Consider the following 13,809-nt stretch of genomic DNA (forward strand, 5'->3'; position numbering starts at 1 on the left):
GAGGTCGGCCCGCCCGACCCGATGGTGGCGGCGGCGGTGCGTGCGTCACTGGGCGCGGCACCGACGCGCGAGCTGCACTGCCGGGCTGCCCGGCTCGTGGGCGACCCGGCCACCGCCCTGCGGCACCGGGTGGCCGCCACCCCGCTCCCCGACGCCGCGCTCGCGGACGAGCTCGCTGCACTCGCCGACGCCCGCGCGTCACAGGGGGCCTGGGCGGAGGCGGCGCGGCTGCTCACCGACGCCAGCCGGCTCACGGAGGACCGGCTGCTGAGGGAGTCGCGGCTCACCCGTGCCGTGGACGCGTTGGTGGGTGCCGGTGACGGGCCCGGCGCTGCGGCATTGGTCCCCGAGGTGGAGAGCCTGCGGGAGACACCTCTGCGAAACGCGGTGCTCGGCTACCTGGCCATCCTCCGCGGGCGCGGCACGGAGGCCGAAGCCAGGCTGGGCCGGGCCTGGGCCCTCGTCAACGCCGAGCGCGATCCACGCGTGGCGGCGCTCATCTGCCAGCGCTACGTCCTGCACGCCCTGGCCCGGTGCTCGTGGGGCGAGCTGGTGTCCTGGGCCGACCGTGCCGTGGCGCTCGTCGGGCCAGACGACCCGGCGGGGGTCGAGTCCGCGGCGATCCGCGGGCTCGGGCTGGTCGCAGCGGGCCGCGTGCCCGAGGCGCGGGCGGCATACGCCGAGCTCGCCGGACGCGTCCGACACGGCGCCCAGGCGCAGCGGATCACGCTCGGCGCCGGCTGGCTCCACCTGACGCTCGACGAGGTCGACGACGCGCGCTCCGAGCTGAGGTCGTCCGTGCCGACCAGCCACCTCGGTGGGTCGGCCCGGATCTCCCTGTGGGCCCGCGCCTGGCTGGCGCGCACCCAGTTCCTCACAGGGGAGTGGGACGAGGCCCTGAGCACCGTCGACGCCGCCCGCGAGCCCCTGGAGGCGAGCGGCATCGTCCTCGCCCGGCCGCTGCTGGACTGGACGGCCGTCCAGATCCACGCGCTACGGGGTGATCTGGACGCCGCACAGCAGGCCCTGCACGACGCCGAGTCGGCGCCGCAGGACTACGACGTCATGCGGATCCCGACGCTGCTGGCCAGAGCCGCACTCGCCGAGGTGCAGGCCGACAACGACGGAGTCATCCGCGCCCTGATGCCGCTCACGGCCGTGACCATGGCCGAGGCCGCGGCGGAGCCCGGCTTCTGGCCCTGGGTCGACGTGCTCGCCACCGCCCTCGTGAGCGAGGGCAGGTACGACGAGGCCGACCGGCTGCTGCGGCCGCACGAGACCCGGGCCGCGGCGCAGCAGCGCCGTTCGGCCTCAGCCCGTCTCGCCCGGGCCAGGGGGAGGCTGCTCGCGGCGATCGGCGACCTCCCAGGGGCGCGTGCCTCCCTCGAGGCGTCGCTCTCCGCGCTCGAGGGTTTGCCGCTGCGGTTCGAGAGCGCCCGCACCGCCTTCGCCTACGGCCAGGTCCTGCGTCGGGCGGGCAAGCGTCGTGAGGCCGACACGCTCATCTCCGCGGCCAGGGACCACTACGTCGGCCTCGGCGCGCTGACCTACGTGGGGCGGTGCGATCGCGAGCTCAAGGCCGGCGGGGTGCACGTGGCCCGCGGTGACCGCGCCCCGGCCGACCTCACCCCGCAGGAGCGGGCCGTCAGCGACCTTGTGGCGCGTGGCAGGTCGAACCGAGAGGTCGCCGCGGAGCTGTTCCTGTCCACCAAGACCGTGCAGTACCACCTCACCCGCATCTACGGGAAGCTCGGCGTGCGGTCGCGCACCGAGCTGGCAGCGCAGTGGGCCCACGTGTCGGGAGCCGACCCCGCATGACAGCCGTCTCGGACTCCGTCGCGACGGCGGCGGTGCGTCCCCGCCTGCCGGACGACCTGGGCCTGCACGAGCTCGTCAACGGCTTCGTGGGACTCGTCCGCGTCCTCGCGGTGGGCACCCTCCTTGCCGACCTGAGTGCGGTGGTCTGCCCACCGCCATAGGGACTCGTGGTCCTTGTGGGTGACGTGCGCCGCGTGGAACGGCGTTGCGCTTCTATCAACAGCCGTCTAGCGGCGAGACCTGGCAGACACTCTTGACACCGCCATCCATTCGAGCCTACGGTCCCATTTACCGAATTCATGTTGCATCAGTAGCAACACCGTCGGTTCGACCGCACCGCCAGGTGCCCCCAAAGGAGTGGGCAGGCCATGACCGCAGACCCCGTAAGCACGTCCCCAGATATCGACCCCGCGCCTCCAGTCGCCACGCCGACTGTGCTGCGCCGAGTCGTCGCCGCGAGCTTCGTCGGCAACTTCGTCGAATGGTTCGACTACGCCGTCTACGGCTACCTCGCCACCGTCATCGCCCGGGTCTTCTTCCCGGACTCCTCCCCAGCCACCGGCCTGCTCGCGACCTTCGCCGTCTTCGCGATCTCGTTCATCATCCGGCCCGTCGGCGGTCTGGTCTGGGGTCACTTCGGTGACCGGATCGGGCGGCGCACCGCATTGTCGATGTCCATCCTGATCATGTCCGGCGCTACCTTCTGCATCGCCCTCATCCCCGGCCACAACCAGATCGGGATCGCCGCCCCGATCCTGCTTCTCGTCGTGCGCATGGTGCAGGGCTTCTCCGCCTCCGGCGAGTACGCCGGTGCGTCAGCGTTCCTCGCGGAGTACGCCCCAGAGGGGCGACGTGGTCTGTACACCAGCGTCGTCCCCGCCTCGACCGCAGCCGGTCTGCTGTTCGGCTCGCTGCTCGCGGCCCTGTTGACCGGCGTGCTCGCCGCCGACCAGATGAACTCCTGGGGCTGGCGACTGCCCTTCCTGCTGGCCGCTCCGCTGGGGTTGATCGGCCGGTACATCCGCCTCAAGCTCGAGGACACCCCCAAGTTCCACGAGCTGGAGCTGCGGGAGCACTCGAACGCGCCGCTGCGGATCCTGTTCACCCAGCACCGTCGCGCCATCGCGATCGCCTTCGGCGTCACCTGTCTCAACGCGGTCGGCTTCTACCTGCTGCTCAGCTACATGCCGACCTACCTGTCGACCGAGCTGGGCGTCGGAGAGACGGCCTCGTTCGTCGCCTCCGCCATCACGCTGACCTGCTACATCGGCTTCATCTTCGGCATGGGCCGCCTGTCCGATCGGTTCGGTCGCAAGCGTGTCCTCATAGCCGCCTCCATCCTCTTTGCCGTGCTCACGGTCCCCCTCTTCGCAGCCCTCGGGGCGGTGGGGATCGTGGGTATCGTCCTCATCCAGATCGCCTTGAGCGCCTTGCTCACGATGAACGACGGCACGCTGCCGGTCTTTCTCGCCGAGATCTTCCCCACCCGCGTGCGCTACAGCGGCTTCGCGTTCAGCTTCAACACCGCAAACGCTCTCTTCGGCGGGACCGCACCGTTCGTCGCCACGCTCCTCATCAAGCTCACCGGCAGCAGCCTCGCCCCAGCCTGGTACCTCGTGGCCGCGGCCCTCGTCGCCATGGGTGCGATGTTCCTCGCACGAGAAACCTGCCACGAGCCCCTGGCCGACTGACTCAGCCGCCCCGCACCATCGATCACTTTGCAACCAAAGGAAATTCACGCCATGAATCTCGAACGACTCAAGGACATCCCCAACGGCGAGAAGGTCAAGCCGACCTTCTCTTCGGCGGAGTTCGAACGCCGGTTGACCGGCCTGCGCAAGCACATGGCCGATGACGGCCTCGACGCGGTGCTGCTCACGAGCTACCACAACATCAACTACTACTCGGACTTCCTCTACACCTCGTTCGGGCGCAACTACTTCCTCGTCGTGACGCACAGCGACTCGACCACCGTGTCGGCCAACATCGACGCGGGCATGCCGTGGCGGCGCAGCCAGGGCTCGAACATCGTCTACACGGACTGGCGCCGCGACAACTACCTGTATGCCGTGCAGCACGTCCTTGAGCGCCAAGGCCTGAGTGGTGGTCGGCTGGGGGTCGAGGAGGACCACATGACCACCGACCTTCGCGCCAAGGTGGCCGCCGCCCTGCCCGCATGGACGCTGACCGATGTCGCGGCCGCGACGATGCGGCACCGGATGGTGAAGTCTCCCGAGGAGATCGAGCTGATCAAGCACGGCGCGCGGATCGGCGACCTGGGCGGCGAGGCCATCCGCGAGGCCATCGCCGAGGGGGTGCCCGAGTACGAGGTGGCCATCGCCGGCTCGAACGCCATGATCCGCGAGATCGCCAGGACCTTCCCGCATGCCGAGCTGCGCGACACCTGGGTGTGGTTCCAGTCCGGGATCAACACCGACGGCGCCCACAACTGGGCCACCAGCCGCCAGGTGCAGCGGGGGGACATCCTTTCCCTCAACTGCTTCCCGATGATCGCCGGCTACTACACCGCGCTCGAGCGCACCCTCTTCTGGGGCGAGCCGTCACCGGAGCACCTGCGGCTGTGGGAGGTCAACGTCAAGGTCCACCGACGCGGCCTGGAGCTCATCAAGCCCGGCGCGGTCTGCAAGGACATCGCGGCCGAGCTCAACGAGATCTTCGAGGCGGAGGGTCTGCTGGCCAACCGTACCTTCGGGTATGGGCACTCGTTCGGGGTGCTCTCGCACTACTACGGCCGCGAGGCCGGCCTGGAGCTGCGGGAGGACATCGAGACCGTCCTCGAGCCGGGCATGGTGGTGTCCATGGAGCCGATGATCATGGTCCCGGAGGGTCAGCCCGGCGCCGGCGGGTACCGCGAGCACGACATCCTGGTCGTCGGTGAGGACGGGGCGGAGAACATCACCACGTTCCCGTTCGGTCCGGAGCACAACATCCTCGGGGTCTGACCCTCCGGAGCGGCGGGACGCCCAGAGCCGAGCCCGACGCCGACCGTGGCACCTGGTGTGGCATGGTCGGCGTTGGCGGTTCCGATGCTGCCCGGGACGCCGAACAGCCGAGGAAGGAGGCGCTGTGGCCAAGGACGACACCGGTCGCGCGATGGAGAACCGCGCGTCGGCATCCGTGCTGCTCAACGGTCTGCACGTGCTCGAGGCCTTCTCGATCGACGAGCCGATCCTCGGCGTCACGGAGATCGCACGCAAGGTCAACCAGCACAAGAGCACCGTGTCCCGGATCCTCGCCACCTTGGAGCGGGCCGGGTACGTCGAGCGTGAGGAGGGCAACGGCCGGTTCCGCCTGGGACTGGGTCTGATCGCCCTGGCGGGCCCGCTGCTCGCCGACCTCGACGTCCGCCGGGTGGCGCTGCGTTCGCTGCAGCAGCTCACCCAGCGAACCGGTGAGACGACGGCGCTCATGGTGTGGAACGGCCACGAGGCGGTCGTCGTGGAGCAGGTCCAGAGCCCGAAACAGGTCAAGCACACCGCGGCGATCGGCACCCGCTACGACACGTACGAGAGCTCCTCGGTCAAGGTCTTCCTCGCGGCCCTGCCGGCAGGTGAGGTGACCCGTCTGTTCGAGCGACACCTGCGCGTCGGCACCTACGACGAGCACACCCTGGAGAGCTACGCCGCCGAGCTGGACCGGGTCGCCGAGCAGGGCTTCGCCATCAACGACGGGCGCACCTCGGTCGAGGAGGTCGGAGTGGCCGCCCCGGTCCGAGACCACCGCGGCGTCGTGGTCGCCGCGGTGCTGCTGTCGGCTCCGCGCTTCCGCGTCCCCCCGGCCATGCTCGACGTGCTCGCTCGCAGCGTCAGCGAGACCGCGGCCGAAGTCTCCGCCCGGCTGGGCGGAACCACCCCGCGATAGCCCCGGCCCTGCTCGCACGCCTCGAGCCCTCGGGTCGACACGGTGAAACGCGCGCGCTCACGTCCCGCAGAACGCGCGCTCACGTCCCGCAGAAGGTGCGGTAGGCGCCGAAGTCGTCGGGGGACGGGGCGGCATACCGCTCGAGGCCTGGGCGCTCGTGGAAGGGCTCGGTCACCACCTCGACCAGCTGCTCCAGCGGGCCGAGATCACCGTCGGTAGCGGCGGCCAGGGACTCCTCGACCAGGTGGTTGCGCGGGATGTAGGCGGGGTTGACGCTGTCCATCGTGCGGTCGTCCGGGCCGAGGGCCTGCCAGCGCTCCAGCCAGGCGTCGACCGCCGACGGGTCGAGGAAGAGGGCACGCGCCGACTCGGTGTCGCCGCGGGCTGCGGCGCCGAGACCGCGGAAGAACGACGTGTGGTCGACGTGGTTCGCCTCGAGGAGCGCCAGCAGCTCGTCGGCCAGCGGTGCGGTCACCGCCTCGTCGAGACGGGTGGGCAGGCCGAGCTTTGCCCGCATCCCCGCTGCCCAGGCGCCGTCGTACTGCCGTCGGAAGGCGCCGAGCGACGCGACGGCGAGCTCGATCGCCTCGTCCTGCTCGTCGTGGAAGAGCGGAAGCAGCGCCTCCGCGAGCCGGGCGAGGTTCCACTCCGCCACGACCGGCTGGTTGCCGTAGGCGTAGCGCCCGCCCGTGTCGATCGAGCTGTAGACCGTCGCGGGGTCGAAGGCGTCCAGGAACGCGCAGGGCCCGTAGTCGATCGTCTCCCCGGAGATCGTCATGTTGTCGGTGTTCATGACCCCGTGGACGAAGCCCACGAGCATCCACCGCGCCACCAGCGACGCCTGGGCCGCGACCACCGCCTCGAACAGTGCGAGGTACGGGTGCTCGGCCTGGGCCGCGCCGGGATGGTGACGGGCGATCGCGTGGTCGGCGAGCCGGCGCAGCAGCTCCACGTCGCCGTTGGCGCGCGCGTACTGGAAGCTGCCCACGCGCAGATGGCTGCTCGCCACCCGAGCCAGCACGGCCCCCGGCAGCACGCTCTCGCGCCGCACCGGGCGCCCCGTCGCCACGACGGCAAGGGAGCGGGTCGTCGGGATGCCGAGGGCATGCATCGCCTCGCTCACGACGTACTCGCGCAGCATGGGGCCCACCGCGGCGAGGCCGTCGCCCCCGCGTGCGAACGGTGTCCGCCCGGAGCCCTTGAGGTGCAGGTCGCGCAGGGCGCCGTCGGCGCCGACGACCTCCCCGAGCAGGAGCGCGCGTCCGTCACCGAGGCGTGGGGAGTAGCCGCCGAACTGGTGCCCGGCATAGGCCTGCGCCACGGGGGTGGCACCGCTCGCCACGAGGTTGCCGACCAGCAGGCGTATGCCGTCGGAGCTGCGGAGGAAGGCAGGGTCGAGACCGAGCTCGGTGGCCAGCGGCTCGTTGAGCACGAGCAGGCGCGGGTCGGGGGCCTCTGTGGCCTGCCAGGGCACGCCCAGCTCCGGGAGCTCGCGAGCGAAGCGGTTCTCCAGCGTGACGGTGGATGCGGGTGGAGCGGTCACTCGGTCGAGCCTACGGGAAGGCGCCGGACCATCACGGCCGCTTGGTTCGTTGGTTGTGCCGCGGGCACGGTGCTGGTCACGCGGCATACCGTCCACCCGTCCAGCCCCATCCAGCTGCTGAGAACGCTTGACCACCATGCGGATGACCCCTACTGTCGAGCGACCGGCACCACAACTGAACACATCGCCGCTCGAACCACGGCGGGAGAGCTCGCGCCCCACGGGCGCGGCGCCGAAGGAGCAAATCTCCCCCAAGAATCTCTCAGGCCCACCTGACCGTCGTGGTGAGGCGAACTCTGGAAAGCAGGACACGGTCCTGCACCCACGGTGCAAACCGCTCACGGCGGTGAAGCTCTCAGGTCCGATGACAGAGGGGGGAGGCAACCCATCACCGCCGCGTCCGCCGCGCGGACAACCAGGGAGCCTCCCATGACCGACAACACCCGTCGCGCCAACGAGGGCGAATTCGTCGCCCGCCACATCGGATTCCCCGCCGAAGACCCGGCCACCCTCCTGCCTCACATGTCCAAGCCCACCGCCCTGTATGCCGCCCACCAGGCCGCCGGTGCATCGTTCACCGACAGGAGCCCGACATGTCCCTTCCCACCGACCTTTGCCACGCCAAGGAGCACGAATGGCTGCGCATCGACGGTGACGTTGTCACCGTCGGCTCACGCCCTTCGCCGCCGACGCCCTCCGCGACGTGGTCTACGCCGACCTCCCCGACGCAGGCGCCACCTTCGGACCGTGACGCGGCGTGGAGGCCGTTCGCCGCATCTCCCGACGGAGCCACCCTGGTTTCCGACACGACTGGAGCCTGGACGTCGTCCGGTATGCCGCGCAGGCTGGTGCCGTGAGGAAGTCCGACCTCGTCCTCGGGGGCGCGTCGCCAACGAGCCCAAGGAGCCTGACATGGCGCTGAGCGTCTTCGACCTGTTCTCCATCGGCATCGGGCCGTCCAGCTCGCACACCGTCGGTCCCATGCGGGCAGCCGTGCTGTTCGCCGAGGGCCTGCGCGACGGAGGTCGGCTGCCGCAGGTGACGCGCATCCACGCCCAGCTCTTCGGCTCCCTGGGCGCCACGGGGCACGGGCACGGCTCGGACAAGGCGGTGCTGCTCGGCCTTTCGGGCGAACGGCCCGAGGTGTGCGACCCCCGCGGCGTCGAGGACGTCCTCACCCAGATCCGGCAGGACAAGCGGCTGCGGGTGCTGGGAATGCAGGAGATCGACTTCGACGAGGCGAGCGACCTGGTCATGCACCGGCGTCGGTCCCTTCCCTTGCACCCCAACGGCATGACGTTCACGGCATACGACGCGGCTGGCCTGGTGCTGGCCGAGCGGACGTTCTACTCCGTCGGTGGCGGCTTCGTGGTCGGCGAGGGTGCCGACGGGCAGTCGAGCATCATCGCCGACACCACCCCGGTGGCCCACCCCTTCCGCACGGGCGACGAGCTGCTCGCGCACTGCGCGGCCACCGGCAAGTCGATCGCGCGCCTCATGCTCGAGAACGAGCTGTCGTGGCGGAGCGAGGACGAGGTGCGGGCGGGGCTGCTGCACATCTGGGACGTCATGCAGGAATGCGTCGTCAACGGCATAGCCAACGAGGGCACCCTGCCGGGAGGGCTCCGCGTGCGACGCCGGGCACCGGAGCTGGCGCGCAAGCTGCGGCTCGAGGGCGAGAGCACCGACCCGTTGCGCGGCATGGACTGGATCACGCTCTACGCCTTGGCGGTCAACGAGGAGAACGCTGCCGGCGGCCGCGTCGTCACCGCACCCACGAACGGTGCGGCCGGGATCATCCCCGCCGTGCTGCACTACTACACGCGGTTCGTCCCGGGCGCGGACGACGAGGGCGTCATCCGGTTCCTCCTCACCGCAGGCGCGATCGGGGTCATCTACAAGGAGACCGCGTCGATCTCCGGGGCGGAGGTGGGCTGCCAGGGAGAGGTGGGCTCGGCCTGCTCCATGGCGGCTGGGGCGTTCGCCGCGGTGCTCGGCGGCACGCCGCGCCAGGTGGAGAACGCCGCCGAGATCGGCATGGAGCACAACCTCGGGCTCACCTGCGACCCGGTCGGCGGGCTGGTCCAGATCCCCTGCATCGAGCGCAACGCCATCGCCTCGGTCAAGGCGATCACGGCAGCGCGCACGGCGCTTCGCGGCGACGGCTCGCACATCGTCTCCCTCGACAAGGTCGTCAAGACCATGCGCGAGACCGGGGCCGACATGAAGGTCAAGTACAAGGAGACCGCCCGGGGAGGGCTCGCCGTCAACGTCATCGAGTGCTGACCCGCCGACTTCCCGCGGCAGTGAGGTGCATCAGTCGCTGCGGGGTCCCAGGGCGGTGGGCACCACGACTTCCCCCGTCGCCCGGCCCAGGTCGTCGATGAAGCACCCCATCCGCTTCGCGGTGCGCAGGTTGATGACGCTCTCCACGATCGTGAGCCAGGGCAGCCGCTCACCGAGGAGTCGCTCCAGACGCAGCAGGTCGCTCTGCGACTTGGCCCACACGACGACCTGCAGGTTCGTCTCCCCAGTCGTCGACACGCAGAGGCGCAGCTCCGGCAGCGTGGCCAGGGCGGCCAGGGTCCGCTCCTTCTCCGGCTCCGCCACGCGGGCCAGCCAGGTGCAGTGCAGGGGCCACAGCGACTCGTCCTGGGCGATCTCGCACCGCAGGGTCAGGGCACCGGTGGCCAGCAGGCGACCCAGCTGGCGGCGCACGGTGGCGTGGTTGCGACCCGTGGCTCGGGCGAGCTCGGCGGCGTTGGCGCGTCCGTCGCGTCCCAGCGCGCGGATCAGGGGCCACGCCTCCCTCGGCAGGGAGATCGGGGAGCGAGGCACGGCAGGCCGGGTCGCCTCGAAGGCCCCCTGCTGGTCGCGGTCGAGGGCACCGAGCCGCCAGTCGCTGGCCTGCCTGTGGATCGCCGTGGCGAGGGAGGTCTGCTGACGCTGCACGCCCTCCACCCGCGGCAGGTCGTCGAGGGCGAATCGGCTGAGCGAGCGCAGGTCCGCGGTCATGACCGTCAGCAGCAGGTCCCGCCCCCGTGCGGCCTGCTCGATGGTGACGGCGCGGGCGTCCTCGCGCAGCGAGCGGATGACGTCGTCGCGCCGCCCCGGCAGGCAGTCCACCTCGACGAAGGCGACCGTCGTGCTGCCGACCCGACCCGAGGGATGCGCCACGATCCACGCGAGGCCCTCCGCGCGCAGCCGCTCCCAACGGGCAGCGACGGTCGCCGGCGTCGTGCCGAGCACCCGGGCGGCGTCAGCCCAGCTCACCCGCGGGGAGATCTGCAGACCGTGCAGCAGCCGGAGGTCCTGCTCGTCGAACCAGGCGCGATGCACACAAGCAGCGTATCCGGCGCCGGCAGTGCACAGATCATGCGATTCCCCGTCGACGAATGCGTGGCAGCACACACTTCCGGGATCAGGGTCCTGCGTCAGGAAGGTGTTTCCGGTGTCGTTTGCAGATGAGGCGGCCTCGCTCGAGGAGGACCTGGTGCAGCTGCGCCGAGCGCTGCACCGCGAGCCCGAGATCGGGCTGGACCTGCCGCGCACCCAGGAGAAGGTCCTCCGGGCGTTGGACGGTATGCCGCTCGAGATCACCCTGGGCCAGAAGACCACCTCCGTGACAGCGGTCCTGCGCGGCACTGCACCGGCCATGTCCAGCCCCACGTCCAGCAACCCGTCCGGCCAGGCCCCGGCCGTCCTGCTCCGCGCGGACATGGACGCCCTGCCGGTCCAGGAACGCACCGGGGTGGCCTACACGTCCCACGTCGACGGTGCCATGCATGCCTGTGGGCACGACCTGCACACCGCCATGCTCGTCGGCGCGGCCCGGCTGCTCAACGAGCAGCGCGACCGCCTCGCCGGCGACGTGGTCTTCATGTTCCAGCCGGGCGAGGAGGGCTGGGACGGCGCGTCGGTCATGGTCGACGAAGGCGTCCTGGAGGCGAGCGGCAGGCGCGCCGACGCGGCATACGGCCTGCATGTCTTCTCGGCCCTCATGCCGGGTGGCCAGTTCGTCACCAAGCCCGGCACGATGCTCGCCGCCTCCGGGGCGCTGACCGTCACGGTCGTCGGCGCAGGCGGCCACGGCTCGGCTCCGCACCTGGCCAACGACCCCGTGACGGTGGTCGCCGAGATGATCACGTCGCTGCAGACGATGGTGACCAGGCGGTTCGACGTCTTCGACCCGGTCGTCGTGACCGTCGGCGTCCTCTCCGCCGGCAGCCGCCGCAACATCATCCCCGAGACGGCCTCGTTCGAGGCCACGGTCCGCAGCTTCTCGGCACGCTCCCGTGAGCGGCTCGTGGACGCCATCCCCCGACTCCTCCACGGCATCGCCGCGGCCCACGGGGCTCAGGCCGAGGTCCGCTACGAGGACGAGTACCCGGTCACCGTCAACAACCCGGACGAGACCGCGTTTGCCGCCGCCACCATCACCGAGGTGTTCGGCGACCAGCAGCACGCCCAGCTGGCAGCGCCGCTCAGCGGCTCGGAGGACTTCTCGCGGGTCCTCGCCCGCGTGCCGGGCAGCTTCGTCGGGCTGGGGGCCACGCCGGTCGGCGCCGACCCGCACACCGCGCCCTTCAACCACAGCCCGTATGCCGTGTTCGACGACGCCGTGCTGGCGTCCGGAGCGGCCCTCTATGCCGAGCTGGCCACCCGGCGGCTCGCGCTGCTGACGCCCTGACCCCTTGAACAGCTGGAGAACCCCATGACCTTCATCGCCACCACCGCCCGCCAGCCCGAGCCCGCGGGTCACCAGAGCAGGACCAAGACGATCGTCGGCACCGGTGTCGGCAACGCCCTCGAGTGGTTCGACTGGGGGGTCTTCGCGATCTTCGCGCCGTTCTTCGCCACCCAGTTCTTCAACCCGAAAAACCCCGTATCCGCTTTCCTGTCAACGCTGGTCGTGTTCGCGGTGGGCTTCGCCGCCCGCCCGCTTGGAGGGTTCCTCTTCGGTTGGCTGGCCGACCACCGCGGGCGCAAGTTCGCCATGGCCGCGACCGTGGCGGCCTCGGCGGTGGGCAGCCTCGCCATCGGCGTCGCGCCGACCTACGGGAGCGTCGGGGTGCTCGCCTCCGCGGTCCTCGTGGTCGCCCGCCTGGTCCAGGGCCTCGCGCACGGCGGCGAGCTGCCGTCCGCGCAGACCTACGTCTCCGAGTTCGCCCCGCGGCAGTCCCGTGGACTGTGGTCGAGCCTCATCTACGTGTCGGGCACGCTCGGCAACGTCGTCGGGGTGCTCGTGGGCGCGATCCTGTCGACCGTGTTGACGAAGGCCGACATGCAGTCTTTCGGCTGGCGCATTCCCTTCCTCATCGGCGGACTCTTCGGGCTCTACGCGCTCGTCATGCGGGCGCGGTTGCACGAGACCGAGCAGTTCACGCAGACGGTGGCCAAGCCCAAGGCCCGGCCGCGCGTGTGGCCGGAGATCGTGCGGCACCGCCGTCAGGCGATCCAGGTCATCGGGATGACGGTGGGGATGACCGTGGCCTTCTACACGTGGGCCATCGCCGCGCCCGCCCACGCCATCGCCGCCCTCGGGATCAACGCCAAGCACGCCCTGTGGGCCGGGGTGGCCGCCAACCTGGTCTTCATCGCCGTGCTGCCGCTGTGGGGAGCCCTGTCGGACCGCATCGGCCGCAGGCCGGTCCTGGTCATCGGAGTGCTGGGCACGGCCTTGGTGTCCTTCCCGCTCAACGCGTACCTCAAGGACTCGGCGGTCCAGCTCCTCGTGTCCATGTCGGTGGCGCTGGTGTTCATCGCGGCGTGCGCCGCGATCGTGCCGGCGGTGTATGCCGAGCTGTTCCCGACGCACATCCGCACCATCGGCGTCGGGATTCCCTACTCCATCTGCGTGGCCCTCTTCGGCGGGACCGCCCCCTACCTGCAGGCGTGGCTCGGCACGTCCGTCGGCCCGAGCGCCTTCACGACATACGTCGTGGTGCTCCTCCTCGTCTCCGTCGCCGTGGTGCTCACCGTGCCCGAGACACGCGGCCGCGACCTCGACGATCCCGTGCTCGATGTACGCGGCCTCGACGCGGACCCGGTGTCGGCGACCACGGTGTAACGAGAGGAGCGCTGGCTTTTCACACCTCGGCCCTCCTGGGCCACCTCTGGTAGGCCCGAATCACTCCTCAGGCGCCGCTCCTCCACCAGGGTCTGGGGGCCTGCTCCGGGTGCGTCACGGCGCGGCCTGGTAGAGGCTGGTCATGCGCCCCTCGGCATCGAGGGTGGTCAGCAGGGCGTCGCAGATCTGCCTCAGCTGGTCCACCTGCCCCGGATCCAGGACGTCGAAGACCCGACGACGCACTGCCTCGACGTGCCCGGGGGCTGCGGCGACGACCTGCCGCCAGCCGGCCTCGGTGAGCCGAGCGTTGGTGGCCCTCCCGTCGTCGGGGCACGGGAAGCGCTCCACGAGCCCACGGTCCTCGAGCCGCCGGACGACGTGGGACAGGCGAGGAAGTGTGGCGTTCGTGCGCTGCGCGAGCGAGGTCATCCGCAGGGTGTGCTCCGGCGCCTCCGAGAGCATCGCGAGCACGAAGTAGTCGAAGTGTGTGAGCTGG

At 70.8% G+C, this 13,809-nt stretch carries 11 protein-coding genes and 2 riboswitches; of the genes, 8 read left to right on the top strand and 3 right to left on the bottom strand.

Annotated elements, in window-relative coordinates; all coding sequences use genetic code 11:
• The 5 genes from VFJ94_RS00395 to VFJ94_RS00415 all read left to right on the top strand — a co-directional run.
• A partial coding sequence (locus VFJ94_RS00395; RefSeq protein ID WP_325002187.1) for a LuxR C-terminal-related transcriptional regulator occupies window positions 1–1,818 on the top strand: 1,818 nt, incomplete at its 5' end.
• Entirely contained in the window at window positions 1,815–1,979 is a 165-nt protein-coding gene (locus tag VFJ94_RS00400) for a hypothetical protein (protein ID WP_325002188.1), read from the top strand. The genes VFJ94_RS00395 and VFJ94_RS00400, both read left to right, overlap by 4 nt.
• 207 nt (window positions 1,980–2,186) lie before the next feature.
• Window positions 2,187–3,509 carry an MFS transporter gene (locus tag VFJ94_RS00405; protein ID WP_325002189.1) on the top strand — a complete coding sequence of 441 codons (1,323 nt, stop codon included), beginning with the start codon at window positions 2,187–2,189 and terminating at the stop codon, window positions 3,507–3,509.
• Window positions 3,510–3,560: 51 nt separating this feature from the next.
• Window positions 3,561–4,781, top strand: coding sequence for a M24 family metallopeptidase (locus VFJ94_RS00410; protein WP_325002190.1), 1,221 nt, complete (start codon window positions 3,561–3,563; stop codon window positions 4,779–4,781).
• Between the two features lie 124 nt (window positions 4,782–4,905).
• Window positions 4,906–5,700: an IclR family transcriptional regulator gene (locus VFJ94_RS00415; protein ID WP_325002191.1), complete on the top strand. Its 795-nt coding sequence runs from the start codon at window positions 4,906–4,908 to the stop codon at window positions 5,698–5,700.
• A gap of 79 nt (window positions 5,701–5,779) precedes the next feature.
• Here VFJ94_RS00415 and VFJ94_RS00420 read toward each other — a convergent pair whose 3' ends face one another.
• Window positions 5,780–7,243 carry a protein adenylyltransferase SelO gene (locus tag VFJ94_RS00420; protein WP_325002192.1) on the bottom strand — a complete coding sequence of 488 codons (1,464 nt, stop codon included), beginning with the start codon at window positions 7,241–7,243 and terminating at the stop codon, window positions 5,780–5,782.
• Between the two features lie 192 nt (window positions 7,244–7,435).
• Window positions 7,436–7,532: riboswitch (glycine riboswitch) on the top strand.
• 1 nt (window position 7,533) lies between these two features.
• A riboswitch (glycine riboswitch) is annotated at window positions 7,534–7,624 on the top strand.
• Window positions 7,625–8,155: 531 nt separating this feature from the next.
• On the opposite strand from VFJ94_RS00420, the gene VFJ94_RS00425 reads away from it, so the two are divergent.
• Window positions 8,156–9,529, top strand: coding sequence for an L-serine ammonia-lyase (locus VFJ94_RS00425; protein WP_325002193.1), 1,374 nt, complete (start codon window positions 8,156–8,158; stop codon window positions 9,527–9,529).
• A gap of 30 nt (window positions 9,530–9,559) precedes the next feature.
• Here VFJ94_RS00425 and VFJ94_RS00430 read toward each other — a convergent pair whose 3' ends face one another.
• Window positions 9,560–10,582 (bottom strand): Lrp/AsnC family transcriptional regulator, encoded by a 1,023-nt coding sequence (locus VFJ94_RS00430; protein ID WP_325002194.1) that lies wholly within the window; start codon window positions 10,580–10,582, stop codon window positions 9,560–9,562.
• Between the two features lie 112 nt (window positions 10,583–10,694).
• Between VFJ94_RS00430 and VFJ94_RS00435 the strand changes: the two genes are divergently transcribed.
• Window positions 10,695–11,933 (top strand): M20 family metallopeptidase, encoded by a 1,239-nt coding sequence (locus VFJ94_RS00435; protein ID WP_325002195.1) that lies wholly within the window; start codon window positions 10,695–10,697, stop codon window positions 11,931–11,933.
• 24 nt (window positions 11,934–11,957) lie between these two features.
• On the top strand, window positions 11,958–13,313 hold the full coding sequence (locus tag VFJ94_RS00440) for an MFS transporter (RefSeq protein WP_325002196.1): 1,356 nt from the start codon (window positions 11,958–11,960) through the stop codon (window positions 13,311–13,313).
• Window positions 13,314–13,427: 114 nt separating this feature from the next.
• Here VFJ94_RS00440 and VFJ94_RS00445 read toward each other — a convergent pair.
• Window positions 13,428–13,809 (bottom strand): MarR family winged helix-turn-helix transcriptional regulator (locus VFJ94_RS00445; protein ID WP_325002197.1); only part of this gene is annotated, 382 nt, incomplete at its 5' end.

The sequence above is a fragment of the Intrasporangium sp. genome (assembly GCF_035688975.1).
Lineage (GTDB): Bacteria > Actinomycetota > Actinomycetes > Actinomycetales > Dermatophilaceae > CALMNV01.

What these genes read in the sequence shown, in the direction of transcription:
- VFJ94_RS00440 (WP_325002196.1), top strand. Translation starts at nt 11,958, where the DNA reads ATGACCTTCATCGCCACCACCGCCCGCCAGCCCGAGCCCGCGGGTCAC.
- VFJ94_RS00400 (WP_325002188.1), top strand. Translation starts at nt 1,815, where the DNA reads ATGACAGCCGTCTCGGACTCCGTCGCGACGGCGGCGGTGCGTCCCCGC.
- VFJ94_RS00425 (WP_325002193.1), top strand. Translation starts at nt 8,156, where the DNA reads ATGGCGCTGAGCGTCTTCGACCTGTTCTCCATCGGCATCGGGCCGTCC.
- VFJ94_RS00405 (WP_325002189.1), top strand. Translation starts at nt 2,187, where the DNA reads ATGACCGCAGACCCCGTAAGCACGTCCCCAGATATCGACCCCGCGCCT.
- VFJ94_RS00410 (WP_325002190.1), top strand. Translation starts at nt 3,561, where the DNA reads ATGAATCTCGAACGACTCAAGGACATCCCCAACGGCGAGAAGGTCAAG.